Origin of the sequence: Phytopseudomonas daroniae (assembly GCF_004327285.1) — a bacterium.
Classification (GTDB): Bacteria; Pseudomonadota; Gammaproteobacteria; order Pseudomonadales; family Pseudomonadaceae; genus Aquipseudomonas; species Aquipseudomonas daroniae.
On the sequence record NZ_QJUI01000010.1, the window covers coordinates 115,146 to 142,104 of the forward strand.

22 protein-coding genes are annotated in these 26,959 nt (G+C 62.5%); 12 read left to right on the top strand and 10 right to left on the bottom strand.

What is annotated here, in order from left to right:
- Positions 1-197: 197 nt before the first annotated feature.
- The 7 genes from DNK06_RS13040 to DNK06_RS13070 all read right to left on the bottom strand — a co-directional run bounded on the left by DNK06_RS13040 (position 198) and on the right by DNK06_RS13070 (position 8,390).
- A complete protein-coding gene (locus DNK06_RS13040; protein WP_131180525.1) occupies positions 198-1,220 on the bottom strand; it encodes an alpha/beta hydrolase in 1,023 nt (340 codons plus the stop codon).
- The gene (locus DNK06_RS13045; RefSeq protein WP_131180440.1) at positions 1,217-2,608 is read right to left on the bottom strand and encodes an MmgE/PrpD family protein; all 1,392 of its coding nucleotides are present in this window, start codon (positions 2,606-2,608) and stop codon (positions 1,217-1,219) included. The genes DNK06_RS13040 and DNK06_RS13045 overlap by 4 nt, the downstream gene beginning before the upstream one ends.
- A gap of 163 nt (positions 2,609-2,771) precedes the next feature.
- Positions 2,772-3,080 carry a DUF4387 domain-containing protein gene (locus DNK06_RS13050; RefSeq protein ID WP_131180441.1) on the bottom strand — a complete coding sequence of 103 codons (309 nt, stop codon included), beginning with the start codon at positions 3,078-3,080 and terminating at the stop codon, positions 2,772-2,774.
- Complete coding sequence (locus tag DNK06_RS13055; protein ID WP_242674664.1) at positions 3,073-4,533, bottom strand: acyclic terpene utilization AtuA family protein; 1,461 nt, start codon at positions 4,531-4,533, stop codon at positions 3,073-3,075. The genes DNK06_RS13050 and DNK06_RS13055 overlap by 8 nt, the downstream gene beginning before the upstream one ends.
- 31 nt (positions 4,534-4,564) lie before the next feature.
- A complete protein-coding gene (locus DNK06_RS13060; RefSeq protein ID WP_131180442.1) occupies positions 4,565-5,560 on the bottom strand; it encodes a phosphoglycerate dehydrogenase in 996 nt (331 codons plus the stop codon).
- 44 nt (positions 5,561-5,604) lie between these two features.
- Positions 5,605-7,005: an OprD family outer membrane porin gene (locus DNK06_RS13065; RefSeq protein WP_131180443.1), complete on the bottom strand. Its 1,401-nt coding sequence runs from the start codon at positions 7,003-7,005 to the stop codon at positions 5,605-5,607.
- 92 nt (positions 7,006-7,097) lie between these two features.
- Positions 7,098-8,390, bottom strand: a complete 1,293-nt coding sequence (locus DNK06_RS13070; protein ID WP_131180444.1) for a CitMHS family transporter — start codon at positions 8,388-8,390, stop codon at positions 7,098-7,100.
- Between the two features lie 186 nt (positions 8,391-8,576).
- Between DNK06_RS13070 and DNK06_RS13075 the strand changes: the two genes are divergently transcribed.
- The 9 genes from DNK06_RS13075 to DNK06_RS13115 all read left to right on the top strand — a co-directional run bounded on the left by DNK06_RS13075 (position 8,577) and on the right by DNK06_RS13115 (position 20,764).
- On the top strand, positions 8,577-9,764 hold the full coding sequence (locus DNK06_RS13075) for a citrate synthase (protein ID WP_131180445.1): 1,188 nt from the start codon (positions 8,577-8,579) through the stop codon (positions 9,762-9,764).
- Positions 9,765-10,236: 472 nt separating this feature from the next.
- Positions 10,237-11,391: a lipase family protein gene (locus DNK06_RS13080; RefSeq protein WP_131180446.1), complete on the top strand. Its 1,155-nt coding sequence runs from the start codon at positions 10,237-10,239 to the stop codon at positions 11,389-11,391.
- Between the two features lie 24 nt (positions 11,392-11,415).
- Entirely contained in the window at positions 11,416-12,498 is a 1,083-nt protein-coding gene (locus DNK06_RS13085; protein WP_131180447.1) for an AbrB family transcriptional regulator, read from the top strand.
- Positions 12,499-12,798: 300 nt separating this feature from the next.
- Positions 12,799-15,771, top strand: coding sequence for a xanthine dehydrogenase family protein molybdopterin-binding subunit (locus DNK06_RS13090; RefSeq protein ID WP_131180448.1), 2,973 nt, complete (start codon positions 12,799-12,801; stop codon positions 15,769-15,771).
- Positions 15,768-16,595, top strand: coding sequence for an FAD binding domain-containing protein (locus DNK06_RS13095; protein WP_131180449.1), 828 nt, complete (start codon positions 15,768-15,770; stop codon positions 16,593-16,595). The genes DNK06_RS13090 and DNK06_RS13095 overlap by 4 nt, the downstream gene beginning before the upstream one ends.
- Positions 16,579-17,097, top strand: coding sequence for a (2Fe-2S)-binding protein (locus DNK06_RS13100; RefSeq protein ID WP_131180450.1), 519 nt, complete (start codon positions 16,579-16,581; stop codon positions 17,095-17,097). Before DNK06_RS13095 ends, DNK06_RS13100 begins: the two co-directional genes overlap by 17 nt.
- Positions 17,090-18,619 (top strand): AMP-binding protein, encoded by a 1,530-nt coding sequence (locus DNK06_RS13105; protein ID WP_131180451.1) that lies wholly within the window; start codon positions 17,090-17,092, stop codon positions 18,617-18,619. The genes DNK06_RS13100 and DNK06_RS13105 overlap by 8 nt, the downstream gene beginning before the upstream one ends.
- A 26-nt stretch (positions 18,620-18,645) precedes the next feature.
- On the top strand, positions 18,646-19,452 hold the full coding sequence (locus DNK06_RS13110) for an enoyl-CoA hydratase/isomerase family protein (protein WP_131180452.1): 807 nt from the start codon (positions 18,646-18,648) through the stop codon (positions 19,450-19,452).
- Between the two features lie 82 nt (positions 19,453-19,534).
- Entirely contained in the window at positions 19,535-20,764 is a 1,230-nt protein-coding gene (locus tag DNK06_RS13115) for a benzoate/H(+) symporter BenE family transporter (RefSeq protein WP_131180453.1), read from the top strand.
- 23 nt (positions 20,765-20,787) lie between these two features.
- Here DNK06_RS13115 and DNK06_RS13120 read toward each other — a convergent pair whose 3' ends face one another.
- Positions 20,788-21,567: an alpha/beta fold hydrolase gene (locus DNK06_RS13120; protein WP_131180454.1), complete on the bottom strand. Its 780-nt coding sequence runs from the start codon at positions 21,565-21,567 to the stop codon at positions 20,788-20,790.
- Positions 21,568-21,648: 81 nt separating this feature from the next.
- Here DNK06_RS13120 and DNK06_RS13125 point away from each other — a divergent pair, with 81 nt between their 5' ends.
- The 3 genes from DNK06_RS13125 (at position 21,649) to DNK06_RS13135 (ending at position 24,392) form a co-directional block, all read left to right on the top strand.
- Positions 21,649-22,617 carry an XdhC family protein gene (locus tag DNK06_RS13125; protein WP_131180455.1) on the top strand — a complete coding sequence of 323 codons (969 nt, stop codon included), beginning with the start codon at positions 21,649-21,651 and terminating at the stop codon, positions 22,615-22,617.
- On the top strand, positions 22,607-23,206 hold the full coding sequence (locus DNK06_RS13130) for a nucleotidyltransferase family protein (protein WP_131180456.1): 600 nt from the start codon (positions 22,607-22,609) through the stop codon (positions 23,204-23,206). The genes DNK06_RS13125 and DNK06_RS13130 overlap by 11 nt, the downstream gene beginning before the upstream one ends.
- A 322-nt stretch (positions 23,207-23,528) precedes the next feature.
- Positions 23,529-24,392: an AraC family transcriptional regulator gene (locus DNK06_RS13135; protein ID WP_131180457.1), complete on the top strand. Its 864-nt coding sequence runs from the start codon at positions 23,529-23,531 to the stop codon at positions 24,390-24,392.
- A gap of 109 nt (positions 24,393-24,501) precedes the next feature.
- Here DNK06_RS13135 and DNK06_RS13140 read toward each other — a convergent pair whose 3' ends face one another.
- Both DNK06_RS13140 and DNK06_RS13145 read right to left on the bottom strand, forming a co-directional pair.
- Entirely contained in the window at positions 24,502-25,458 is a 957-nt protein-coding gene (locus DNK06_RS13140) for a N5-glutamine methyltransferase family protein (protein ID WP_131180458.1), read from the bottom strand.
- Between the two features lie 16 nt (positions 25,459-25,474).
- Positions 25,475-26,851 carry an iron-containing redox enzyme family protein gene (locus tag DNK06_RS13145; protein WP_131180459.1) on the bottom strand — a complete coding sequence of 459 codons (1,377 nt, stop codon included), beginning with the start codon at positions 26,849-26,851 and terminating at the stop codon, positions 25,475-25,477.
- Positions 26,852-26,959: the final 108 nt, after the last annotated feature.

Below are 26,959 nucleotides of genomic sequence, written 5' to 3' on the forward strand. Positions count from 1 at the left end.
CGGCGCATACCCCGCCGGGCGCGATTCGACGCAGATCCAGGTCATCGATGCAGGGATTGGTCTTTGCCGCACGCTTCAAAGGTAGCAGCCAGAACCATTACGGGGAAAAAGGGGACAGATTCACTGGCCGGCTTTCCTGGCCGGAAAATGAATCTGCCCCTTTCCTTTAGCCGACCTGAACGCAGTACAGCTCGGCACTAGGGCCGTGGTTCCGTCCGTCCGCCAGCGCCAGGCAGGTTGCTCAGCAGCGACCTGGAAAGCACAGCACCTTCGTCCCGGATCAGATCGCGTACCACCTGCGCCCACTCATTGAAACGAAGCACCCCATGAATGATTCCAGGGGCGACTGTCAGGTGCGCCTCCACGCCGGCGGTCTCCAGCTTGCGCTGCAGCGCTCGGTTATCATCCAGAAGCGGATCCAGGTCACCCACCACCAGCCGGGTGGTTGGCAACCCATGCAGATCCGCATGCAGAGGCTGAACCCGCCAGTCGGCCTGGTCGTGCTGTAGATAGCTCTGCCAATAGCCGCGCATCGAATCGGCAGAAAGCCCGTAGCCAGCAAAATTGCTGCAGCGCCTCCACGACTCCGACGTGGTGTCTTTCGAATACACCCCATAGAACAGCAGCAGATGATCCAGCGCCTTCACGCCGTACTCACGTAGCGCGAGCGCCGCTCCCAGCGCCAGGTTGGCGCCAGCTGAGTCGCCGCCGAATGCGAACCGACCGATTTCAAAACCGGCGACCGCACCCATGTCGATCACCTGCTTCGCGACAGCGACAACCTCTTCGAATGCTGCCGGGAATGGATGTTCCGGCGCCAATGCGTAGTCCACAGAAAGGATCGCCACACCGCTTTCGCGCACCAATTGTCTGAGCGGAGCGTCCCACCCCGGCAGTGAGCCATGCCGGAAACCGCCGCCATGGCAATAGAACATCAAACCGGGTGGGTCGCTGCCGTCAGGCCAGTAAAGCTTGCAGGGCACCCGGCGCCCATTTGCCATGAAACCGAGCAGACGCTCGCACTCCAGCGGTACGCTGCTCGCCGCCAGGTATGAGGTCATGCGCTGCAGATAATCCCGGATGCTTGCTACATCGCCGTCAGCGGGCGGCGTCAGCCCGGCGTCACGCAAGCGTGAGACGACCCTGGTGACGTCCGGGTGAACCGCAGGCGCTGTCGTCTCGGCCTGCCCGGCATTGGCATTTTCATCGCAGTTGCTCATGGGCATGCGTCCTTCGCTGCGCGCGCCATCGCTGCGAACAGTGCGTCGTATCCGCTTTGCTGATCGAGAGTCGAAACGAAAGCGAGAACACCCTGCTGCGCTCCCTTGCCGAGGTGTGGAGCAGCCATCTTGCGGAACTTGTTCTCGAAGTCCGCTTCGGTCATGGGCGTCTCGACTGACCCAGGCCCGGTAATGACCTCGCTGACGAGCGCCTCACCGGATCTCAATTTCACGATGACCCGATTGGCCAAATGGTTTGGAAAAAGCTGGGTAAGCACCGGGTCCTCGGTAACCGTGGTTCTCTCCATAAGCCTGGTAACCAGTGGATCGGTTATCTTCTCGAGCGAATAGGATTCGACAGAAATATCCGCATCGATCAATGCCCGCGCCACGTTGTAAGGCAAGCTGTGGTCGGCGGTTTCTCGAGTACGAGGCCGCCATTTATCCACGCCATCGGCCAGCACACGCTTGTTGAACTCGGATGTTTCGATACGAATGGAGTCGACCGCGGATATGTCGCCTATGCGTTGACTGAGTTCAATGCCCGCCCATACGGCGGTGTGCAGCTCTCCGTTGGTGGGGAAGGTCTTGGTCAGGGAGCGCCTGATGGCAAAGTCGTCATTGATGAGCGAGCCGAAGCTGGCCACATCGAGCGAAAAATCCCCGGTGACCTGTTTGTGAAAACCCATTTCGCCTTCGAATATGGGCGATGGCCCGGTCATCCCGTGCCGTGCCATCTGCGCGGAGAATATTGCATTGCGGGCCGCGTTCGCCGCCGAACAGCCTTTCCAGTCGGACAGGGTTCCGGAGCGCACCTGGCGCATCGCAAGATGGCCGCCCAACGATATATTGATCGCCTGCTCGATTTGCTGCTCTGTCAGCTTCATCAGCTTGGCAGCCGCCACGGCCATCGAGACATTGATGTAATTCACATGATCCCAGCCTTTCCTGTTCAAGCTGGCGGCATCCTGCAAGCGCATCTGAATTTCGTAGGCGAGCAAAATGGCAGCAATCAGCTCGCGTCCCCCCGCCTTTTCCGCCTGAGCAACGGCCAGGCAGGCGGGAATGTTGTCACTCGGATGTCCCGGTTCGAGTCCCATGTAGCCATCGTTGTAATCGAGAAAGCGCACCATGACGCCATTGGCAAAGGCAGCGCATTCAGGCGTGGTTTTCAGAAACGTACCGAAAACGCCCGCCTCCCCACTGCGCACGGAAGCAGCATAGGCGACGCTGGCCTGAACGGGCTCCGCGCCATAGGCGCCCACTATGCAGGCAAGGCTGTCCAGCAGCCGATTACGCACAGTGGTGGTCAGATCGTCCGGGTAACCGGTGATGGGAAACTCATACGCGTACCTGGCGATACGCTTCGCTAGGGTGATATCCCCCATGATGCCCTCTCGATTCAAAGCGGGCCGGAAACTGCCCGCGAAACAGGTTGATCTACTTGCACGCGCTCACCCTCTTGCCAGGGGCGGATTCCCGGCACGGCAGCCCCCTCTGGCGGGCTGCGCTTTGCACCGGTAGCCCGCACAACGAGAGGTGAATCCCTGTCTAATCGACAGCGACATCCAGCAGCCGGACGTACTGTTGCCCGGCATGCATATCCCGCTCGACCATTCCGCCCTGCGGGGTCTGCCTGGGATAGGAGATCTTGATCATCTCCAGCTGGGCGACCGGGATGCGTTTTACGAAGGCAGGGTCGGCCCCGTACAGCTTGGCGAACCCCTCGGTAGAGAGGGCTTCACTGTCGTGGTAACGATCGAAACTTTCGCGGCTGTCGAAAAAGATGTCGAAGGTGATCCAGAACGGGCCCGCCTGCTTCGACCTGATGTAGCGAGTCACTTCGCGCAACTTAGGCATGGTGCTTCTCCTGGGTATGGTTGGCTTCAGCCGGGTTCAGCCACTCGGTGCTGACCAGCTCGAAGGGATCGTTCAGCTGCACCACGTGGTTCAACTTGAACTCGTATATCTGGCCACGCGGAATATCGGCGGGTGTGAAAGCGAAACCGTAAGAAGGCAGTTCCTTGCCCATGATGCTGGGATAATGGAAAAAGTACGGATTGCAGGCGTGGGCGATGGTATTGGCCATCTCCTGGGTGGCGGCGGTCGACACGAACAGGATTCCCACTTCAGGAGGGGTTGCCGTGCCTGCCGATGGCCTGAGCCCGGTAACGGCGTTCCAGCCGTACATGCGCAGCGAGATATGGAACTCGCCGAGCTCCTGGGCAGGAATGCACTGACGCGTGCGTGCATACAGGGCTTCCAGCAAGCGATCATGGAACCCATCGATGTCGGCGAGCACATCCGGATCCTGCACGCCCACCAGCATGATCGTCTGGTACTGGCCCGCAGCCGCGCCCTCCAGTTTCATGGTGTAGGGTTTGGCATCCCAGCGTGAGCCCGTCACCCTGACCACCCGCTCATCGAGCAGCCGATACTCGGCCTCTGCCACGTCGAGTACGCCACCGGGTTCGGTGAGGCGGAACGGGTCGCTGTTCTCATACAACATATGCCCGGAGACGCTTTGGGTCGTGCAGCGGTTGCCGGAGTTCAGCGGCTCCACCTCGAAACCGTCGCGGTCTATGCTGAGCAATACTCCGGATCCGGCAGTGGGGTTTTCGGTGCATTGCGCCCCGCACTCGGCGATCTTCCCGGCATGCCAGGAGGGGCCCCAGGGTGCCCCCTTCCAGATCGGAAAAGCGGCGATCACCGCAGTATCGGTGGCCCTGCCGGCCAGAATGATGTCAGCACCACCTTCGAGAGCGGCCACGAAGGGCTCCACGCCAAGGGCAGCGACGATATGCTCGCAAGAGTCGATCGTGGCGTCGTCCAGCGCCTGCGAAGGTGCAAGCGGGGTGATGCGACCCTGCGCGTTCAGCCTTTTGATCGTCTCCTTGTCCTGTTCGCAATGGATCAGTGCGACCTTCGGCGCGATATCCAATTCACCAGCCACCTCCAGCACGATGTCGCGTGTCCAGGCCAGATTGAGGTCACCGCCGGCCTGCCCGGAAGTGCCGATGATGATGGGAATCCCCGTATCCGCGTGGGCCTTCATCAGGATCAGCAGATCACGTTTGACCGCTCCCCGATTGTTCTTCGATTTGCCCAGGGCCAGGTAGGCCGCACCGCTATCGGTAGAGCCCGCATCGGTGGCGATCGCCTGTGCGCCACGCGCCAGCCCGTAGGCGATCTCCTCCTCACGCACGCCAGCGCCCAGGGAGCCGCAGGGCACTATTACTTTGATCGTATCTTTCATGGTGTCTGTCATTGAGGTTTCTCTCTTTCTCGCTTGATGGGGCACGCGCTTGCGCACTCCGGAAAAGTCCGGTTCGCTGAAGATGGATTCACGAAAGCGATTGCGTAGGCTCAGCGACCAGGCATCCTCGCGGAGGCTGCGTGCCGGCGAGCAGCGCCACGACGCAACTCGCCGCAATGGCATTGGTGCGTTGCAACGCTTCGTGGGTCGAGGCTCCCGAATGCGGCGTTGCCACCACATTGGGAAGGCGCACCAGCTCCTTGGTCACCTCTGCCAGGCCTGGATCCGACTCGCTTTCGAATACATCGAGCCCTGCCCCGGCAAGTCGTCCTTCTTTCAGCGCAGCCAGCAGCGCACGGTCGTCAACCAATCCACCGCGCGCGGTGTTGATCAGAAAAGCGCTGCTTTTCATCAACGTCAGTCGGCGCGCGTCGATCAGGTGCCTGTTGTCGGGTTTCAACGGCGCATGAACGGACACGAAATCACTGCGCTGCAGCAGCGTCTCGAGGTCGACGTACTCGATGCCCGCATCCGCAATGGCGGGCTGCGGAGTCGCCACCAGGATGGTCGTATCGAATGCTCGCAAGCGCTTGATCACCTGCCGGGCGATACGGCCTAGCCCGACTATTCCGACTGTCTTGGCATAAAGGTCGTGGCCGATCAGGATCGAACCGGGCCCATCGAGGAGCTGTTGCTGAGACTCTCGAAGGCGATGGGCAACAGCGAGCATCAGCGCCAACGTGTGGTCGGCAACGCTCTCTTCATTGCCTCCAGCGGCGATGGTCACGAACTTACCGGCGTCTACCGCCGCGTCGAGATCGATCCGTTCGTAGCCCACGCCTCTACGCGCCAAGACCTTGAGCCGGGGCAGCGACTGCAGCAGACTCAGCGTCACCCTGGCATGGCCGACTATCCAGGCATCGGCATGCGCCAGGAGCGAGATCAACTCCTCCTCCGTGGCATTGGCATCCGTTCTGCCGTCGGCAAACTCGGCAACCACAACCTCGCAATCATGGGCTTCCAGAAAGCGGATCGTTGAATCATCAATAAACTTGGGCGTTATCACCACGGACTTTCTTTTCATTGATCAGCACCACTATTGAACTTGAGCCTGAAAGGCCGTCGAGGTTAGAAGGCGTAATCGACATACATCCTGAGTTCCTTTCCGTTCACCACGTTATTTGGCTGGGCCGACACCAGGGCAACGAAGTCCTGGTCAATCCAGTAACGGGTATAAATGACTCCCACTGACAAACCCTGGTAATCGGGCTCTTCGAAGCGGTAATTCACGCGATATTCGGTCTGGCTTTCGCGAACATCGGTGGTCATTCCAGAAAGCGGGTTGGTCGCATCGAAGCGACCCCGTTTGAACAAGGCCATCACGTTGAAGCCATCCAGCGAAAGTCCGGCGATGGATTTGCCGTCGAACTCGTATTTAGCGGCTATCTGCCAGGTTCGTTCATCGTCGTTATTGAAGTCGTTACCCGAACGCGTCCAGGCATCCATCAAACCATCGACGTTTTCACCGTGATCGAAGAACGCGTAACCCAGTCTTCCATTGCTCAATTCGGCGCGGGTCTTGGAATAGGAAAGGCCGACGCTCCACCGATCGACTTGCATTCCAAGATTGAGATTCAGCCAACTTGCCTTGTCGTCATAACCCGCCGTACCGTCGAGCCAGTCGCGCTCCCAGATGCTGCCATCGCTGCGGAAATCGTAATACTGGGTCTCGAAGATCACACCGCCGCGCTCTCCGAGCGGCGCACGCAGTGTCATGGCATAACTGGTATTGCGATTGAAATCCTTGGCAACGCCCTGGGCGAATTTCAATGCGAAGAGTTTGGCGTCATAGCCGATACTGAAGGTCTGGATATCGTCTACTTCAAATCCACTGTTACTGACAATGCGTTCGAAGTCTTCCCTGTCTCGCGGAGACACTCTATTGAAGTACGCGGCATCGACGTTCAATACGCCCGGCAACGGGCCGATATCCAGGCCATTGACCTGAATCTGCCCCCTCGCCCCCTGGAGACTGCCCGGCACGGCTCTGGTGTCGAGCGTCACCACCGTACCGGCATCGAACCGCCCGCGGCCCGCCTGAAGCAGGGCGAACCAGTTGTCACCGACATGGCGCAACTTGAGGTTCGCCTGGCCCAACTTCGCGAACCCTTCGCTGTCGCCCGAGGTGTCGTCGAAGAGATCGCGGTTTTCCGGCCGCGCATCGAGCTTCGCCACACCGTAAAGCGAGGCATCGAAGCCGATGCTGTCGCGCCAATAGCCGGAGTTATAGTCCGCCACTAAACCAAGCGCCGTACCACCAAGGCGATCACCGAACGGAAAACCACCGAAGTTATCCTCGATGAGGCCGTTTTCGATCCGCGTATCGATATGTACGGCGCGCAGGTAGAGATTGAACTTACCCTCGTTATTGGTTCTGTTGTAATCATGGATATTGGAAGCGAACGCCTTGGCCTGCGCCCCCATTACCAACAACGAAGCCACCAGAAACATCGTCTTTTTATTGTTCACGTCCTGTTCCTTATATTTATTGTTCACGCAGGAGTTCACTGCAGTTGGCAATCAATCGCCGGCCGCATACAACATTGGTTCACCATGAATGGTTAGGAAATCGCCCCGCTCAGGAAGGCGCCGAGGATGAATACCAGGGACGCCCCGACCGCTGGCAACAATGCAAACTTCTGAAGTTCGCCAACTTCTCTCTTGAGCAAGCCGCTTATTACATAAATGGCAGCGATCAGCGGGCTGAGCGCATGGACGGGCTGGCCGAGCATGGAAGCCCGCGCGATATGAATGGGGTCTACACCATATTCCGCACCGGCTGCCGCCAGGATGGGGACAATGCCGAAGAAATAGGCATCATTGGACATGAAGAATGTAAAAGGCAGCGAGGCGAAGGCCGTGATCAACGCCATATAACTGCCTGCCGCATCCGGAATGATCGAGACAAATGACTGGGACATTGCGTCCACCATGCCCGAGCCGGTAAGAATGCCCGTGAATACACCAGCAGCGAAGATGAGGGTCGCAACCGTAACGGCGTTTTCGGCGTGTGCGGCAATACGTTTCTTCTGCTCAGACAACTGCGGATAGTTGATAACCAGCGCCAAGGCGAAAGTAACCACCATGACCACCGGCAACGGCGCCAACCCGGTTCCCATGGCACCCGCCATTCCAAGCATAAGAAACAGATTGATCCAAACGAGCTTCGGGCGTTGATGGCTACTACCCACCTCAGGCATCTTCACGTCCGCATCCGCCACCAGCATGTCTTTTCCTGGCTCCCAGCCCAGCCGCTTTCGCTCTCTCAGGCCCAGCCACCACGCCACGCCCGTGGCGTAGACCAGGCCCAAAAGGGCAGCCGGTATCAGGCCGACGAAAACGTCCATCACGTCCAGGTGCAGGGCACTGGCTACGCGGGCAGTAGGACCGCCCCAGGGAATGATATTGATCATGGTGTTGGTCAGCAGGATGAGCAACGCAATGATCAGCGGGTTCATTCCAATGCGCAGGTAAACGGGCAGGAATGCCGTCATCACGATCAGTACAGTGCTGGTTCCGTCGCCATCGAGCGAGGTCACCGCACTTAGAAATGCGGTCGCCAGGCTTATGCGCAAGGGATCATGCCCTGCAAAGCGCGTGATCACTCTGACCAGCGGCTCGAACAGCCCAGCGTCATACATGATCGAGAAAAGAAGTATCGCAAATACCAGCATGATCGCGATCGGCGCGACCTGTCGCATGCCATCCATGATCATGCCGCCCATACCACTGCCCAAGCCGGCGATTAACCCAAACACCACCGGAACGAGAATGAGCGCCACGACCGCCGACAATCGTCTGGTCATGATCAACACCATGAACGTAATGACCATCGCGAAACCAATCCAAGCCATTTCATTGTCCTTTCTTATTTTTAGAGGTAGGTGACCTGTTCAGCGATCACGGCACAACGGTACACATTGACGTTTTTTTCGTAAATCTTGATTTTAAACATGCATATTTACTGAATTAATACATGCATGTTATAAGCGCCAATACCTGAAACCCGGGATCTGGTTCACCAGCGGGAGCGGCTTTCCATGAGCGACGAACACCTGTACCTGACGGCCGAGCAGGCGGCTGGCCGCCTCGGCGTGAATCTGCCGACCCTCTACGCCTACGTCAGCCGCAAGAACATCCGTTCCGTGAAAGTCGACGGGTCGCGCAAGCGGCGCTACTGGGCAGCGGATATCGAAAGGCTGGCCAAGGGCGAACGGCGGGCCAAGGTCGCCGAACAACCCGAGCTCGACCTGGGCATCCAGAGCAGTGCCATAACCCTGCTGACGGACAATGGCGTCTACTACCGAGGCGTGAGCGCCACCGAGCTGGCCGACAGCGCGACCGTCGAACAGGCCGCGGAACTCATCTGGCAGTCACCGGGCGCCTTCTCGAAAGCACTCCCCACGATGCCCGCCAGCACGCAGGCGTTGCTCGAGCTGTACCGGCACATGAGCGTGTCGGAAAAGGCCATCGCGCTTTTTCCGCTGGTCGAACACGAAAACCCGCGCGCCTTCGACCTCTCCCCTGATGCCTATGCCCGCACGGGTGCCGACGTGGTGCGCATCCTGGCGTCGCTCATTACCGGCCAGGGCGTTCCCAGTACACAACCATTGCACGAGTTCCTCAGCGCAGGGCTGGGAGTGGATCCGGCGTACCGGGATCTGCTCCGGCGCCTGCTGGTGCTGTTCATCGACCACGAATTCGACCACTGCACCTACAGCGTCCGTGCTGCAGCGCGAACGGGAGTGACCCCCTACTATGCGGCGATCGCAGGGCTTACCACCTATCAGGGCAGGCGAACCGCCTACAGCAGGCATCAGGCAGCCAACCGGCTGCTGACCGAGATATGCACCGCCAGGAACCCCACCCCGACGATACTGCAGTACTTCAGCCAGAGCGGTGAGATCCCGGGATTCAACCACTCCACCCACAAGATGGTGGATCCGCGCGTGGGCAACCTCATGAGCGCACTGGTGGAAGTGTTCGGCGCCGACCCGGAGTTCCAGAACCTGCAGAAAGCCGCAGAGGTGGTCGACGAGCTGGTGGGCAAACCGCCGGAGTTCGTTCTGCTTGCCAGCTTCGTGGGAAGAAAATGCAACCTCGTCGGCGAGGAACTGGCATTGGCCGGCATAGCCCGCGCAATCGGCTGGATCGCCCATGCCAGTGAACAGTGCCAGTTGCCGGTAGCCCGTCAGCGAGCCAACTACACCGGCAAACTACCGGGCTGAACGACGCGCACGCCCGTTCGCCAGGATCCTTCAGCCAATCGAATAGCGCCAGCAGAGCGCCTGAGCGGCCCCGGCCAGGCACTCTGCTGGCCGGCGTTACCGCCACAGCCGCGCGCGCATCACTGCCGCCAGCGCTCATATTGACGATCTGCGTACAGATTTACGACTCGTCAACCAGTGGCATACATTCTCGCCAGCTCACGGGCCAGCCCGGCGCAAGACGCCCCGCCATTCTCCTGATCAGCATCAACGAGACTGCGCTGTTTCGTCGTCGCTCCCGCAGGGAGCGAGCAGCTGAGAGCTGGGATGAACGGCTCTGCCATAGGCCCATTTCTGGCGAGGCGAACGCTCGATGTCGATAGTTGGAACCGTGCCACCGGTACTCCTGCAGATCTGCCTGGCTGCATGTGTCGCTCTTTCACCGAGGGTACTGCCAGCCAGCGAACTGCCAACAGGGCCTCTGGTCGGCGATATGAACCTCGCCCCTTTCTATCGCTGGCACGATGAAATGCCAGCGATGCCCGGCTCACTGCTGCGGAGCGAAACCCTGCCGGTGCAGAAGCAGATGCCCGCAGCCGCGCAGGCCGTTCGCATGCTCTACAGCTCCATGGATCAGCGCTGGAACTCCGGCCCTATTGCCGTCAGCGGCACGCTGTTTGTGCCAGCCGCCGACTCGCCCCCCGAGGGCTGGCCACTGTTGGCCTGGGCACACGGCACACTTGGCATCGCCGACGTCTGCGCTCCCTCCTGGACGGGACTCAAGGATCGCGACGCGGCCTACATCAATCGCTGGTTGGAGCATGGCTTCGCGGTAGTCGTCAGTGATTACCAGGGCCTGGGTGGCCCGGGGCCTCATCCCTATTCGGTCTGGCAGGCAGAAGGCACCTCCGTGCTGGACGCGATTCGTGCAGCCCAGGCGCTCAGGCCGGGCCTGCTGGCGAACCGCGTCATCCTCGCCGGGCAATCCCAGGGCGGCGGCGCGGCGCTGGGCGCGGCGATACTTTCCGCGGCCTATGCGCCCGAGCTCGATATCCGCGCGGCGGTCGTCACGGCGCCCAACAGCACCTTTCCCGATGGGCCAGTGGCGGTTCCAGTTCGCGACTCCATCACCATGTTCCTGTCGTTCGCCACGGGCGGCCTGCGCGCGGACGCCCCGCTCCTGGACGACATACTGTCGGCCAAGGGCCGCGAGCTGCTCAAGGTCGCCCGGCAGGGCTGCACCGGTGAAATCGCCCTCAAGGCCCGAGAGCTGAAGGTCGACTCGTTCATGGATCTGCTGGCCATCTCCCGCGATGCGCTCGCCGCCCTGCGCATGCCGACGACCGATATGCCCCTGGCGCCAGTCTCGATGCCTCTGATGATCGCCACCGGCCAGGCCGACCAGACGATCACGCCGATCAGGCAGTACGCCGTCGCCGCTGCCTTGTGCGCCGCTGGCAACCAGGTCACCTGGCTCAACTATGCGGGGCAGGGCCACGACGGCGTGCTGCATGGTTCGTTGCAGGACGCTTTCGCCTTCGTACAGGCCCACCTCGATGGCCAGGGGGCTGCCTCGAACTGCTCCACTCTTCAGCCGCCCGGCCAGCCGGGAGCGAAGAACCGAACCGCTGCTTTCAACGATGACTGACGAGGAGCGCCCTTGGGCTCAATCATGACAACACGAGGCACCGCCAGGCTCACCGGATGGCTGATACTGATTCTTTTGTCGGCCGGCTCCGCTGCCTTGCTGCATCGGCAGCACGTACCGGCGGCCTTCATGCTCGGCCCCATGCTTGCCGCAGTGGCCATGGCCCTGAGCGGGGCCGGCCTGCGCCTGCACAGGAATTTCTCGCTCGGCGCCCAGAGCGTTCTGGGCTGCTTGATCGCCGCCTTCGTCACCCCGAGCCTGCTCGCCGTATACCTCGAACACTGGTTCGAGCTGACCGCGATCAACCTCGCGACCATGACGGTCATCGTGCTGGTGAGCGTGGTCATCGCACGATACCGCTGGCTGCCCGACACCACCGCCATCTGGGGGCTGTTCCCGGGTGCCGCCTCCGCCATGGTGCTGCTGGCCGACACACACCATTCAGACCCACGGGTGGTGGCGATGATGCAGTACACGCGCATCGTGCTGGTTTCCGTGGCGTCCATCTCCATGGCCGCCTTGCTTGGCGATACCGGCAAAGCCGCCGAAGCGGCAAGCGGCCCGCTGCGGCTCGCCTGGAATCTGCCCACCGACTACCACCCCACCCTCGCCGCACTCGGCCTGGCGCTCTGTGGCTACTGCGCAAGCAAGCTGACCCGCATCGGCGCCCTGGCGCTACTGCTGCCAGCGTTCGCCGGCACCGCCCTGCAGGCCGCGGGCATCGTGGTGATCGATGTCCCGGCCTATCTCTTCATCCCGGCCTTCGCCATGACGGGCTGGTACGTGGGCCTGACCTTCACTCGCAACGCACTCAGGCATTGCCTGGGCCTGTTGCCGATCATGCTGGCTGCGATTGCCGTGATCATTCTCGTCTGCGGCCTGTTCTCCCTCGTACTGGCCAGGCTGATCCCAGGCATCGACCTGCTCACCGCCTACCTGGCACTGAGCCCAGGGGGTATCGAAACCATCGTCATCATCGCCAGAGACGCCAGCGTATTTCTACCGCTGATCCTGGCCTCACAGTTCCTGCGCCTGCTCATGGTGCTATCCCTCGGGCCCTTTGTTGCCAGAACAGTGGCTGGCTGGCAACAAAGGCGCCAGCCGTAAGGGTGCTGAGGTGACGCGCAACGTGCGTGTTACCTCACCTTCCGTACTCATGCAGGTGCTTGGCCTGGCGACCGCCGGACACTCCCTACAGCGCTGAAGTACGCCGCTATGGCGGACTACGATGACAACGCTGATGAGCTTTGCGGATCCACCAACGTACGGCTGGATCAGACGCTAAGGCAAATTCCAATACCCAGGAGCAAAAACGCGGATCGCCCGGCAAGGTAACCGCCCGCTCGTCTTCATAGACTCTCGCCATAGCCGTAGCCGTCGCGCTAACAACAAGAACGCGAGAGTCGAATGAATGCCTACCAGCCGGACATGAAGGCCAAGCTTGGCACCCGCCAGCAACGTGTCGAGGACGCTGCGCTACTGCAGGGTCTCGGACGCTATGCGGATGACGTGGCAGTGCCGCCGGGTACGCTACACGCTGCCATCGTCCGCTCACCTCATGCCCATGCACGCCTGGTATCGATCGATACCGACGCTGCCATCGCACTACCCGGCGTACGTGGTGTGCTCACGGGTGAAGACGTCAAACGCTGGGCCAATCCGTTTCCCGTCGGCGTCCGCGCGCCGATGGAGCACTGGTGCCTGGCAGTGGAAAAGGTGCGCTACGTCGGCGAGCCCGTCTGCGTCGTGATCGCCGAGGATCGCTACCTCGCCGAAGACGCGCTCGATGCCGTGAAGGTGGAGTACGAGCCGCTACTCCCCGTCATCGATCCGGAAGCCGCCGCGACGGAAGACGCGCCAGTCCTTCACGAAGCCGTTGGCGCCAATGTGGTCAACGAGCGGCGCTTTCGCTATGGGGATCCCGAATCCGCCTTTGCCAATGCCGCGCACCAGGTTTCGATCAAGGTGCACTTCCCGCGAAACTCATGCACGCCCATCGAGTGCTACGTCGTGCTCGCTCAATACCAGCGGGCTACCGGCACCTACGACATTCTTTCCAATTTCCAGGGCCCCTTCGCGCTGCACTCGGTGATGGCGCGTGGGCTTAACGTCCCAGGCAACAGGCTCCGTTTGCGCACGCCGCCGGATTCCGGCGGCAGCTTCGGCATCAAGCAAGGCGTGTTCCCCTATGTCGTCCTGATGGGGCTCGCTGCGCGCAAGGTCGGCGCTCCGGTGAAATGGGTGGAGGATCGGCTGGAACACCTGCAGGCGTCATCCAGTGCCACCAACCGGGTCTGCGAGATCGAGGCCGCGGTTGACGGCGACGGACGTGTCCAGGCTCTTCGCTACGACCAGATCGATGACTGCGGCGCGTACCTCCGGGCACCGGAGCCCGCCACCTTCTATCGCATGCATGGCAACCTGACCGGCGCCTACGCCATCGACCACCTGGCCGTTCGCAACCGGGTGGTGCTGACCAACAAGATGCCGACCGGCCTTAACCGGGGCTTTGGTGGCGGACAGGTGTATTTCGCGCTGGAACGACTGATGCAGCGTATCGCGGTCGAGCTTGATCTCGACCCGCTGGAGGTCATACGCCGCAACCTGGTTCCCAGTGGAAGCTTTCCCTATCGGGCGGCGGCCGGCGCCTTGCTGGACTCCGGCGACTACCCCGCAGCCGTAGACCTGGCCGTGCGCGAGGGGCAGTTGCAGGAGTTGCTGAAGCGCCGCGAAGAAGCCCGCGCCGCAGGCCGCCTCTATGGCATCGGCTACACCGCTGCCGTCGAGCCTTCGATCTCCAACATGGGCTATATCACCACAGCCATGACGCCCGAGGAACGCCGCAAGGCAGGGCCGAAGAACGGCGCCGTGAGTAGCGCGACGGTCTCCGTCGGGCCGCTCGGCGATGTCAGTGTGCATATTTCCTCCACGCCACAGGGACAGGGGCACCAGACGGTCGTCGCGCAAGTCGTCGCCGATGTACTTGGCGTCGCGTTGGAACAGGTCAGCGTCAACGTCGAACTGGATACCGGCAAGGACGCCTGGTCGATCGCGTCCGGCAACTATTCCAGTCGGTTCGCCGGCGCGGTGGCCGGTACCGTGCACAACGCGGCTGTCCGTATCCGCGAACGCATGGCCGGCATCGCCGCCGCCATGTGGAAGGTGGAGCCGGAACAGATTCGTTTTGCCGGTGGCAAGGTCTTCGTCGACAACGGCCCCAGCCAACCCTTCCATCGAATCGCGGGCGCCACCCACTGGTCGCCGGGCCTGTTACCGGCAAGCGAGCCCGGCGCCTTGCGGGAAACCGCCTTCTGGTCGCCACCGGAACTGACCGCTCCCGACGATGACGACCGCATAAACAGCTCGCTGTGCTACGGCTTCATCTTCGATATCTGCGCCGTGGATATCGACCGGGTGACCGGTGAGGTACACATCGACCGCTATGTAACCTGCCACGACGCCGGGCGCATCCTCAATCCGATGCTGGTCGACGGACAGATTCGCGGGGCGTTCACCCAGGGGCTCGGCGTAGCGCTGATGGAAGAGTTCGCCTACGGCGAGGACGGCAGCTTCCTCTCCGGCACCCTGGCCGACTACCTCATCCCGACCGCGCCGGAAGCCGTCGAGCCACTGATCCTGCACATGGAGACGCCATCGCCGTTCACGCCGCTTGGCGCGAAGGGAGTCGGCGAAGGTAACAATATGAGCACCCCGGTATGCATCGCCAACGCGGTTGCGGATGCGCTCGGTGTTGGTGACATTCGCCTGCCGCTCACGCCAGCCAAAGTGCGCGCGATGATCGGCCTGGAGGAGCCACCCGCGCCCGAAGGTCTCGAACAGGCGAATCCGCCCCGTGCCGCGGGTAGCCCGTCGCTACAGGCCCGCGACAGCGTCGAGATTCCCGCCGCACCGCAGCAGGTATATGACGCAATCCTCGACCCGCAGACGCTGAAGGCGATTATTCCCGGCTGCCATGCCCTGGAACTGGAAGGCGAGAACCGCTACCGCGCGGACGTGAGCGTTGGGGTCGGGATGATCAAGGCGCGCTTCGCCGCCCGGGTGGTGCTTGACGACCTCGACCCACCGCACGCCCTACGCCTGTCTGGCAGCGGCAACAGTCCGATGGGCTCGGCCAGCGGCAATGCCCTGATCACCCTGGTCGCGCTGGACAACGGCCACACACGGCTCGAGTACGCCTACGAAGCCGCGGTCAGCGGCAAGGTTGCCGCGGTAGGCGGACGCATGCTGCAGAGCGCCTCGCGCGCGATCATCGGGCAGATTTTCGCCCGCCTCGCCCAACGTTTGACCGGCAAGCCAGTGGGCGGCAATGGGTTCTGGCAGCGCCTGCTCTCACTGATCGGCAAGGGGGGCGCTCGATGAAACCTTGCGCATTCGATTACCTGCGCGCGGACAGCTTGAGAGAGGTGCTGGAAGCCCTTCACGCTCACGGCGACAAGGCGCGCGTGCTGGCCGGCGGCCAATCGCTGATGGCCGTGCTCAACATGCGCCTGACGCAACCCGACGTGCTCATCGACATCAACGGAATACAAGCGCTGCAAGAGGTGAAATCGCACCGCGGCATGCTGGAAGTCGGTGCCGCCGTGCGCCAGGTGGAGCTACTGGATCGCCCGAGCCTTGCCGACGACGTGCCGCTACTGGCACAGGCGCTGCCCTGGGTCGGCCACTTCCAGACCCGCAATCGCGGCACCGTCTGCGGCTCGGTCGCCCACGCCGATCCCAGTGCGGAGATTCCGTTGTGCCTGGTCACGCTCGGCGGCGTGGTAGTGCTCGAATCGCTGAAGGGCAAGCGTCGTGAAGTGCCAGCCGTGGATTTTTTCCTGGGGGTGCTCAGCACGGATCGCCGTCCGGACGAACTGGTAACGGCTGTGCGCTTTCCCTTGCGCGAGGAAGGCGTCGACTACCGCTTTCGCGAAGTCGCGATGCGCCACGGCGATTTCGCAATGGTCGCGCTCGCCGCTTGCATTCATCGCGACCACGCCGTGCTCGGTGTCGGCGGAGTCTCCGATCGACCGGTGCGGCGCCAACTTCCCCTCGGCCAGGATTTGCCCGAAGCACTCAACGCCCTTGCCTGGTCACTGGGTGCGCAGGACGACGTCCATGCCACCGCCGCCTACCGCCGCCAGATGGTACGCGAACTGGGTCGACAACTGATCGAAGGAGAACCACATGCTCGCGCGAGCTGACCAGACCGTTCCGATCCGCCTGATGCTCAACGGCCACCCACGTGAGGCTGTCGCTCGGACACGCACGCAACTCTGCGACTTCCTGCGCCACGACCTCGGAGCGACCGGCGTTCATGTCGGCTGCGAACACGGCGTTTGTGGCGCCTGCACCGTGCTGGTGGACGGCGTAGCGAGCCGGTCGTGCCTGATGCTCGCGGTACAGGCGCAGGGCAAACGGATCGACACGGTCGAGTCCCTCGCCCGCGACGAGGTGATGAACGATCTGCAGCAGGCCTTCAGCCGCCATCACGCCTTGCAATGCGGCTTCTGCACGGCCGGCATCCTGATGTCCTGCGTCGAATTCCTCGAGCGCGTAGCGCTGCCGGACGAAGGCCAGGTTCGCGACATGCTCTCGGGCCACCTGTGCCGATGCACCGGCTACACCGGCATCGTGCAGGCGATCCTCGAGGTAGCCCACCAACGACAACAACAAATGGCCTCTTTGGAGAACGCTCATGTTTGATCTGGGACGCAGTTTTCTCGCCGCCGTCGAACGGCGCCCGCACGCCCTGGCGATCAGTGACGGCGACGTCAGGAAGACCTACGAAGATTGGTTCGCGGATATTCAGCGCGCCGCACACGGGCTGGAAAAGCGCGGTCTGCAGAAAGGCGATCACCTTCTGGTGTGCATGCAGAACCGCTGGCAGATGGCAACGCTGCACTGGGCCTGCCAGTTCAGCGGAATCATCATGACCCCGCTGAACTGGCGGGCTACCGCGGATGATATGGCCTGGTGCCTGGCGGATTCGGAAGCACGCGCCATTGCCCACGATGACGTCTCTCGGGAGGCCATCGAAGCATGCCGGATCAGCGGGCTATCCTGCATCACCACCGGAGCCCCCGTCGGCGACCAGGCGATCGCCTTCGACGAGCTGTGTGCCGAGGCACCGGCCAGCACCATCCTGCGTGCCGGTGCAGAAGAGTGGTCGCTGATGCTTTATACCTCCGGCACGACCAACCGGCCCAAGGGGGTTCCACGGCGCCACCGCGCCGAACGTGCCGCGGCAGTCGCGCATGTCGCGCAGAACCTCTATGGCCACGATGAATGCACCCTGGGCGTCATGCCGCTCTACCACACCATGGGTGTGCGCTCGTTGCTGTCGATGGCGCTGCTGGACGGCCACTTCGTCTGCATACCCAAGTTCGACGTCGAAGCCACGCTGGATGCCATCGAGCGGGAAAAGGTCACCGACCTCTATCTGGTGCCCACCCTCTATCACATGCTCATCGAACACCCCGCGTTCAACCGCGAACGTGTCGCCAGTGTGCGCAAGATCGGCTTTGCCGGAGCACCGATGAGCGATGGCCTGCTGCAACGGGTGGAGGCCGCCTTCAAGCCGGAACTGTTCGTCAACCACTATGGCAGTTCGGAGATCTACACCTTCACCATCGACCAGCAGGCGACCCGCAAACCCGGTTCGTCCGGCCGCTGCGCCTTGAACCAGCGCATTCGCGTGGTACCCGTGGACGCGGACTCGCCCAGCCAACAGCTGCGCCCCCACGAGGAAGGCCAGATCATCGCCGACCTCTCCAGCGACGAAGCCTTCGAGGGTTACTGGAAGCGCCCGGAAGCCACCGAAAAGTCGCTGCGCAACGGCTGGTATTTCACCGGCGATACCGGGTTTTTCGACGAGGACGGCGACCTGTTCGTGACCGGACGGGTCGACGATCTGATCATCACCGGTGGCGAGAACGTCAGCCCGGCGGAGATTGAAAACGTCCTCTCCCTACACCCGGACGTAGAGGAAGTCGTGGTGGTCGGCCTGCCTGATGAGCAATGGGGCAAGTTGATCAGCGCCTTCATCAAGGCCCGTCGACCCATCAGCGAAGCTGACCTGGACGCCCACTGCATCGCCTCAGGCCTCGCCCGCTTCAAGCGTCCTCGTCGCTACGAGTTCATCGAGCAGATACCCAAATCCCCTGTCGGCAAGGTGCTGCGCCGGGTACTGGTGGCCGACTACGGCACGCTGAAGGCCGCCAGCTGAATTTCCTATCCCAGAAGGATCCGACCATGAACGATACACAATCCATCGAGCAGTATCTGAAAACGCCATTCGACGGCTTTAGCGTCGAGCTGGATCTCGGCCACGAACGGGCCGACATTGTCCTCGCGCGGCCACCGTTCAACGTCATCGCCATGGCCCAACGCGATGTGCTGAAAACGGTTTTCGAAGCTCTGGACGCACATCCAGGCATCCGCGTGATCGTCCTGCGCGCCCAGGGAGAGCATTTTTCCAGCGGCGGCGACATCAAGGGCTTCCTCGAGGCCTCGCCTGAGCACGTATCGAAACTGGCCTGGAACGTCGCCGCGCCGGCACGTTGCAGCAAGCCGGTGATCGCCGCCAACCGCGGCTATACCTTCGGCGTCGGCTTCGAACTGTCCCTCGCCTGCGACTTCCGCATCGCGTCGGAAACCACGCGCTACGCCCTGCCGGAACAGAATCTCGGGCAGATTCCCGGCTCAGGGGGCTCGGCCCGTCTGCAGAAAATGATCGGCATCACCCGCACCAAACACATCGTCATGCGCGCCAAGCGAATCACCGGGCAGCAGGCCTACGACTGGGGTTTCGCCACCGAATGCGTCGCAGACAGCGAGCTGGAAGGTGCCGTGGCACAACTGGTGGATGAGCTGCGCCGTTTTTCGCCACTGGCCCAGCGCACCGCCAAGAAATTGATCAACGACAACGAAGACGCACCGCTGACAGTCGCCATCGAAATGGAAGGCCACTGCTACAGCCGGCTGCGCAGTTCCAACGATTTCCGCGAAGGCGTCGAGGCATTCCACGGCAAGCGCACCGCCGTGTTCAAGGGCGACTGATCAGCAAAGAAGCATTTCTGCGGGCGTTCGCGCCCGCCTGCACCGCAAAACAACGACAACAGCACAGCGGAGTAACTTCTAAATGAGCAGCGAAACCCACAGCCGTCCGTTGCCGCCCGCCGGCACAGCGACAGAACGTTATCCCATGAGCCAGGTGTTCAGCCTGAAAGCTGTCAGTGCCGGCACGGTCGCCGCGCTGTTCGGCTGCACCGGCCCCGCCCTGGTCGTCATCAATGCGGCGGAAGCCGGGCAACTGAGCAACGGTCAAACCGTCGCCTGGCTGTTCGCCATCTACGTACTCGGCGGGCTGATCAGCCTGTACATGGCCCTGCGCTACCGACAGCCGATCTGCGGCGCCTATTCCATTCCCGGTGCCGCCATCCTGATCTCCGCGCTGGGCGGAATGAACTTCGCCGACGCGACCGGCGCCTTCATCATGGCCGGTGCGCTGGTACTGCTGCTGGGTGTGACCGGCGTGATCGGCAAGCTGATGCGATGGCTACCGATCCCCATCGTGATGGCGATGATCGCCGGCGCGATGATCCGCTTCGCCACCGGTGCCGTGGACTCCGTATCCGCCGCCCCACTGATGGCCGGCGCCGCGGCGCTCGCGTTCTTCCTGGCAATGCGCTTCACCCGCCGCATTCCACCGGTACTGGCGGCCGTGGTCGTCGGCCTGGTGATGGCCCTGGCGATGGGAATGGTAACGCCGAAGGATGTCGATATCGCCTTCGTGATGCCCGCCTTCACCATGCCGCACTTTACCTTCGATGCTTTCCTCGCCATTTCGATTCCGCTGGCCGCGCTCGTCATCGGTGCCGAGAACGCCCAAGCCACCGGCGTACTGATAGCGGAGAAGTACGATCCGCCAGTCAACGCCATGACCGTGATCAGCGGGCTCGGCGGAATGCTTGCCGGTCTTCTGGGCGGCCATAACGCGAACATCGCCGGCCCGATGACCGCCATCTGCTCCAGCGACCAGGCCGGAGACAACCCGCGCACCCGCTATGGCGCCACGCTGGTCAACGGCACCCTGTTTGCGCTGTTCGGCCTCTTCGCCGGCATCGCCGTTCCCTTCATCACCGCCTTGCCCAAGGAGCTGATCCTGGTAGTAGCCGGCCTGGCCATGCTGGGGGTTCTACTCACCTCGCTGCAGCAGGCGTTCCAGAAAGGATCGGCCTGCCAGATCGGCGCCTTCGTTGCCCTGGCCGTGGCGATGAGCAACCTTTCCCTGCTCGGGGTGAGCGCGCCATTCTGGGCATTGGTCATAGGCGTAGCCGTGTCCTGGCTGCTGGGCGAGATGGATCGTTGAACCACACCGGCCGGCGCAACACCTCAGTCGACGGCCAGGCGTCGAAGGAACGCCTGGATCAGTCGCAGCGTTTCCTCACGGGCCTGGTTCTGCGGAAAATGGCGACAATGCTCCAGGAGCACGGTCGTCGCGCTGGGCGACTCTCTTGCGATAATCGCCAACTGCTCCGCCGTCGCGTATTCGTCCTCACGCCCCTGCACCGCCAGCAGGGGCACTTCGATGGCAGGCAACTCGGCGAACAGGTTCCAGTCGCGAAAGTCGTCCCGCAGCCAGGTTTCGCTCCAGCCGCGCAGGGCACCGTCGAGATTGTCGCCGTGATACTCGGCAAGACGCTCGCGCAGGTCACCGCGCCGGAACGCCTCGACGGCCCGGCGAATTCCCACCAGGCAAAGCGCCTCCACGCTGACATGCCCCGCCAGGGAAACGATACCGCGAACACGCGGATCCCGGCGGGCGCCGTAAGCCATGGCGATCGACCCGCCGTCACTGTGGCCGATCAGGATCACGGAGCCACTGGTCAGCCTGTCGAGTACCTGCTCCAGTTCCTCAGGCCCTTCGACGCTCAGGTAATCCCGTGGGCGCGGCAACGCCACCGGGCTGGATCGTCCGTAGCCGATCCGGCTATAGGCCAACACCGCGCAGCCCGTAGCGCTGGCCAGCGCAGCCGGGAAGTCCTTCCACATATCCACGCAGCCAAGCCCTTCATGCAGCAGAACCAGGGTGGGCTTATGGCGATCCAAACCTGGCAGCAGGTGGTACTCCAGACGCTTCGAATCGAGATCCAGATACTGACGATCCAGCATGCTTCGGCGACTCCTGAACTCACGAGTCGCGCAGCCTAACTGAAATTGAAGGGGCCTGGCGCAAGGTTCCGAGGAAAACTCATGCGACACCTTGACCTGAAGGTGCTCGACCAGGCGCTGCAATGGGCACGCGATGGTCACGAGCTCTGGTTGTGCACGGTTCTCTCGACCTACGGCTCTGCGCCGCGCGCGCCGGGCGCGATGCTCGTGGCGCTGGGCGATGGCTCCTTCGTCGGCTCGCTGTCCGGCGGCTGTGTCGAAGAAGCGTTTCTCGACACCCTCAAAGAAGGCGGCCTGCGTGCCACTACCCAGGTCGTCCGCTACGGCGAAAGCAATGAGGATCGACACCGTCTCAAGTTGCCCTGCGGCGGTATCCTCCAGGTGCTGGTTGAGCGCAGGTCGGCAGAGCACGAATGGATCGCGCATCTCGAATTGCTGCAGGCAACACTCCTCGGCCAGCGACGGTTGTGCCGCGAGGTCGATTTCAGCAGCGGCGAAATACGCTTGCGGGAAGACGATCAGGGCGGCGAGCGAGTCGAGGTGCATGACGAAGTCGCCTACATCCGCATCGGCCCTGCGCTGCGTTTGATTCTCGCTGGCCTGTCGCCGGTCGCCGAATATTGCGCCAGCTTCGCTCGCGCCGTCGGCTGCGAGGTGATCGCCTGCGATCCGCGAGAAGAGATGCAGGAGGTGGTATTGGAGGGCGTGGAAATGCAACGCGTGCTGCCGTCGCTGTACATCGCCGCAGGCGGCTGCCACGAAGCCACCGCGGTGGTTGCCCTCACCCACGACCCGAAGATCGACGACCTGGCGGTAATGGAAGCGGTGCGCACACCGGCCTTCTACATCGGCGCGATGGGCTCGCGGCAAACGTCGGCCAGGCGTGCCGAGCGGCTGGCCCGCGTCGGAGGCCTCGGCGAGGCGCAGATCGCCCGCATCCACATGCCTATCGGCCTGAACCTGGGTAGCAAGTCTCCCGCGGAAATCGCATTAGCCGTCGTTGCGGACGTCCTGCGTGTCTATCATGGCAAGTCGCGCGATGAGCTCTGAGGCGAAAGCCAGTGATGTTCACGCCCTGGTGCTTGCCGCCGGGCAGAGCCGGCGCTTCGGTGCGGACAAACGCCTCGCCCGGCTCGCCGATGGGCGAACGGTGCTGCAAGCCAGCCTCGCCAATGCCCTGGAGGCCTTCGACCGGGTAAGCGTGGTAATCCGCGAAGACGATGACCTTGCCACACTCGATCTACCGGCCGCCGTCGAGCCGATCCGCACCCCACGCGCTGCACGCGGGATGGGCGCAAGCCTCGCCGACGGCGTCATGGCGATCAGGCAATACCCTTGCAAGGCATTCGCCATCCTGCTCGGCGACATGCCCTGGATTCCGGTGGTGTTGATGAAACGACTCGCGAGCCAAGCAGAGGCGGATCGGATCCTGCTGCCCGTCCATGGTAACCGTACCGGCCATCCGGTGATCTTTGGTCATGCCTTTGCCGACGCCCTCACCCGCCTCGACGGCGACCAGGGCGCGCGAGCCGTGCTGGTCGAGCACGCCGGCCGCTGCCGACGACTGGAAGTGGGTGAACCCGGCGTCCTCCGCGATGTCGACCACCCAGAAGATGTACAAAATGTGCGGCCGGCTTAGGGTCTGTTGCCGTTTCACGCACGGCCGCGCCGGAGCCCGTTTTGCCGCGAGGCAAGGCACGAGCCGCGAAGTTTAGCTGGCTAAATGAGCCGGCGAGAAACGCAGCATCGCGGCAAAACGGGCCCGGCCCTGCGGGTTGCGCGGGAAATCTCGCCATGCGTCGTTGGAGGACTTGAAAAGGGAATGCCATTCCCTGCGTCCTCCGCCTAACCTGGCGAGATTTCTCGCGGCAACGCGGCTCGCGTTGAAACGGCAACAGACCCTAGAATCGGGTCTATAAAAACAAGTGGATTCCCATACCGAGGAATCCGTGGAGGTCGTGATGTCCAGCGCGCAACGCGTATTCCATGGCGCTTTCGGCCGGGTCGCCCTGCTGAACATGGATCGTTCGCTGGTGCTGCATACCCATTCCGAATGCCATGTGCTGATCAAGGCGGCCGGGGCGGACACCTTCTTCAACGTGAACGGCCGGCAAGTCCCCCTGACTGACCGCACGGCCGTACTGGTCAATGCCTGGGAACCGCATTATTACGATTTCCAGCCGGGTGCCGAACATACCCAGATCCTCGCGCTGTACATCGAACCCGCCTGGCTCGCCAGCGCTCAGCGCTCCCTCGCTCTGAGCGGCCACCCGAAATTCTTCGCCCAACCCTGCATCGACCTCAGTCGGGACAATCGACGGCTTGCCGACCAGTTGATAGCGGAAGCCTACGGCGTTGGCCTGGTTCCTCGGGAGCATCTGGAGTTCCTGCTGTTCGACTTCCTCATCGAGCTCATCGAGCGCTTTTCCCAGTGGCGCCACCTCTGGCGCATCGGCGCAGGGGACATCATTCCCGATGCCCGTATCCGCCGGGGCAAGGACTACCTGCAAACCCACCTGGACGATCCGGATTGCATCGGCAACGCGGCCCGCGCCAGCGGCCTGTCCCGCGCCCAGTTTTTCGCGCTGTTCCGCAAGACTACCGGCGGCACCCCGACACTGGTGCTCAACGCCGCGCGCATGCAGCGGGCCTTCGACTGGCTCGAAAACGAACGAAACGGCACCCTCTGCCTGCTCTCAGACGCGCTGGGCTTCTCGGAACAGGGCCATTTCACCCGTTTCTTCCGCCAACACATCGGTGCCTCGCCCAGCCAGTACGCACGATCAATCGACTCCTACGCCGATGCTCAGGCTGATTGTCCATGAGTGGATTCCCTCGCTGGTAAACGGGCGCTGCAGTTGCCTCAACGAGGTAGCCAGTACGACGCCGACTTATTCAGAGGACGTCAAAATCTATTGGAACCGGGCAAGATCATCATTGCCGGCGCGTGACAGTGAGAACCACCGCGGCGATGCGCTCGACTTGTTCGTAACCGGGTTTGAGCAATTCCTCACCGAACACGTCCGGGTCGACTTCCTCGTAGCGCCAGGCCAGTGAGTGGCCACTCAGCGCGCGCCGCACCTGAGCGAGAAACGGATCGCCCGCGGCGGTCATCGCCACGCCGGTATACAGCAGCAGGCTACCGCCTGGCGCCAGCCTCGATAGCGCGGCCTCGACGATGGCGACGGACAGACCGGCGCCCAGTTCGCCACCACCATCGCGGTAGACACGGGCCTCGCTGTCGAGCATGTACGGCGGATTGGCGACGATCAGATCCAATGTGCCGTCCACTTCGTTCAGCAGATCACTGTGCTGGGCCTGCAGGTTATCCGCACCGGCCAGCGCGGCGTTGATGCGGGTGAAATCCAGCGCACGCGGGTTGATGTCCAGCGCCAGCACCTGCGCGGCTGGCCGAGCCAGGGCAATGCGCAGAGCACCCGGCCCGGCGCCGCAACCGATATCCACGGCACGCTGGATCGGCGGCGTGGAGGACGCACTGAGAAAGGCATCGATGGCTCGCACGAAACGGTAGGTATCCGGGCCGAAGAACACCGCATCGGCCTGCTGTGTGGGATAGCACGAATGCACGAACAGCTGCTCGCCAATGCTCGACCAGCGAACCGAACTACGCCATTGAGCGCCCTCTTCGATCAGCACATCGGCGGCACGCATCAGCTCGATCAGGTCGGCATCGAGCAAATCCGCTTTGAAGGGTCGGCTCCAGCCGAAGACGCCGACCAGATCATGCGCCTCGGCATTCTCTTTTCGCGCGTTAACCTGGCTGTGCGTGAGTGGGGTTCCCGTGGTGAAACGATAACCGCGTTCGTGCAAGGCACGACCAAGGTCTAGCAGCGCCTGAAGCGGCGCTGCCATGGGCTGTTTCGTAGTCATTGCAGCTCCGCCGCGATCAGTCGAGGTAGGCATTGAACAGTCGTGTCGCCAGCAGGCCCGCCGGAGTGAAGTGCCTGGCTGGCGACATCAGCTCGATCAACCGTGCCGGGCGCTGCGTGGCCGGGAGCTCGCGCAACTGGGCATGCAGTGCGCGGGCGTCGGCGTCGATCCCGGAGGCCGCAGCGGCGGGTGTCGGCGCGGCTCGCCGGTGCCTGCTCGCACGCGGCAACGGCCTGGCCCAATCGCCAGCGATCCAGTCGTGCAACAGTTGCTGCTCGTAGGCGCTGAACACGCCGAACATGGCTGCCCCCTCGCCCTGTACCAACTGCCAGAAACGGCTGCGCTGCGGATCCTCGTTACGGCGGATCCAGCCGCGGGCCTGCAGGGCATCGAGGAAGCCACGCATCTGCCCCGGCTCGCTCAGCCACTGGTTGACCGTACGCCCGTCGATTCGGCAGTAATCGGAGTGAACCATGCCGGCCACGCCACGTTTGCGCTCGAGCATGCCAAGCAGCTCAGCTTCGAGATCGAAACTGGCAATCACCGCCGTGGAGCCGATGCCCAGGTCGTTCAGACGGTAACCCGTCGCTACCCGACGATAGAACGCCTCGCCATCCCCGACCTGGGGAAGACTCTCCAGCACCGCCTGCACCGCCTTCTGGGCATGGCCGCTGCTGGCGTTGTCGATGGTCACGTGCAGTTGGAAGTAGTAGGGGTCGATACCCAGTTCGGTAAGTTCGTAGCTGGTGATCAGCAGGTGCAGCGGCAACTGTTCGTAGCCGAGGTTGTAGCCCAGCACTTCCGGCAGATAGTCATCGGCCAGATGACCGAGCGCCAACTGCTGTGCGCCCTGCAGAAAGTGCGCGTCATCCAGTTCGGCCAGCTCGTCGCAACCATGCTTGCTGAGCAGTTGCCTGTAGAGCAGCACATGGTTCTGTGCCGGCACACCATCGCCCAGCTCTTCCAGGTAAGTGCGCAGCAACGGGCGCAGGCGCACCTCCTGCCAATGCGGCAGCAGGCCGTATAGCCATGCGCCATCGACCAGTTTGGTTGGTGCCACGTGGCGCAGGAAATACAACGCATGAGCCCGGTTGCTGAAATAGCGCCGTGGCTGGCCCTGACGCCGCTCTTCCAGATACTCGGCGTAAGCCTGGGTGGTGCGTTGTGCACTCGCGCGCATCCATTCCATCAAAGCCTGGGGTTGTAGCGGCATCTCGCAAGGCAGCTGGCCCGCCTCTTCCAGTTGCGCGTCGATAAAGCGCCTGGCCTCGGCGCGAGCCTCGGTACTGGGTGGAGTCTGCAGCAGTGCCTCGTACATCAGCCGAATCGGGCCGGAGCTGCCGAAATTGGCCCCCTGGCAAGGATCGGCAAAAATCGGGGTCAATGTAGTCATGGTCGAAGCCTTTGCGTGGGCAGTTCAAAGGCAGCGCGAGGATCGGCGGTCTGTTCGCAACGGGAATGTACAAGGTACCGAGTCCCGGGCATTAGCCGCTGTAACCTT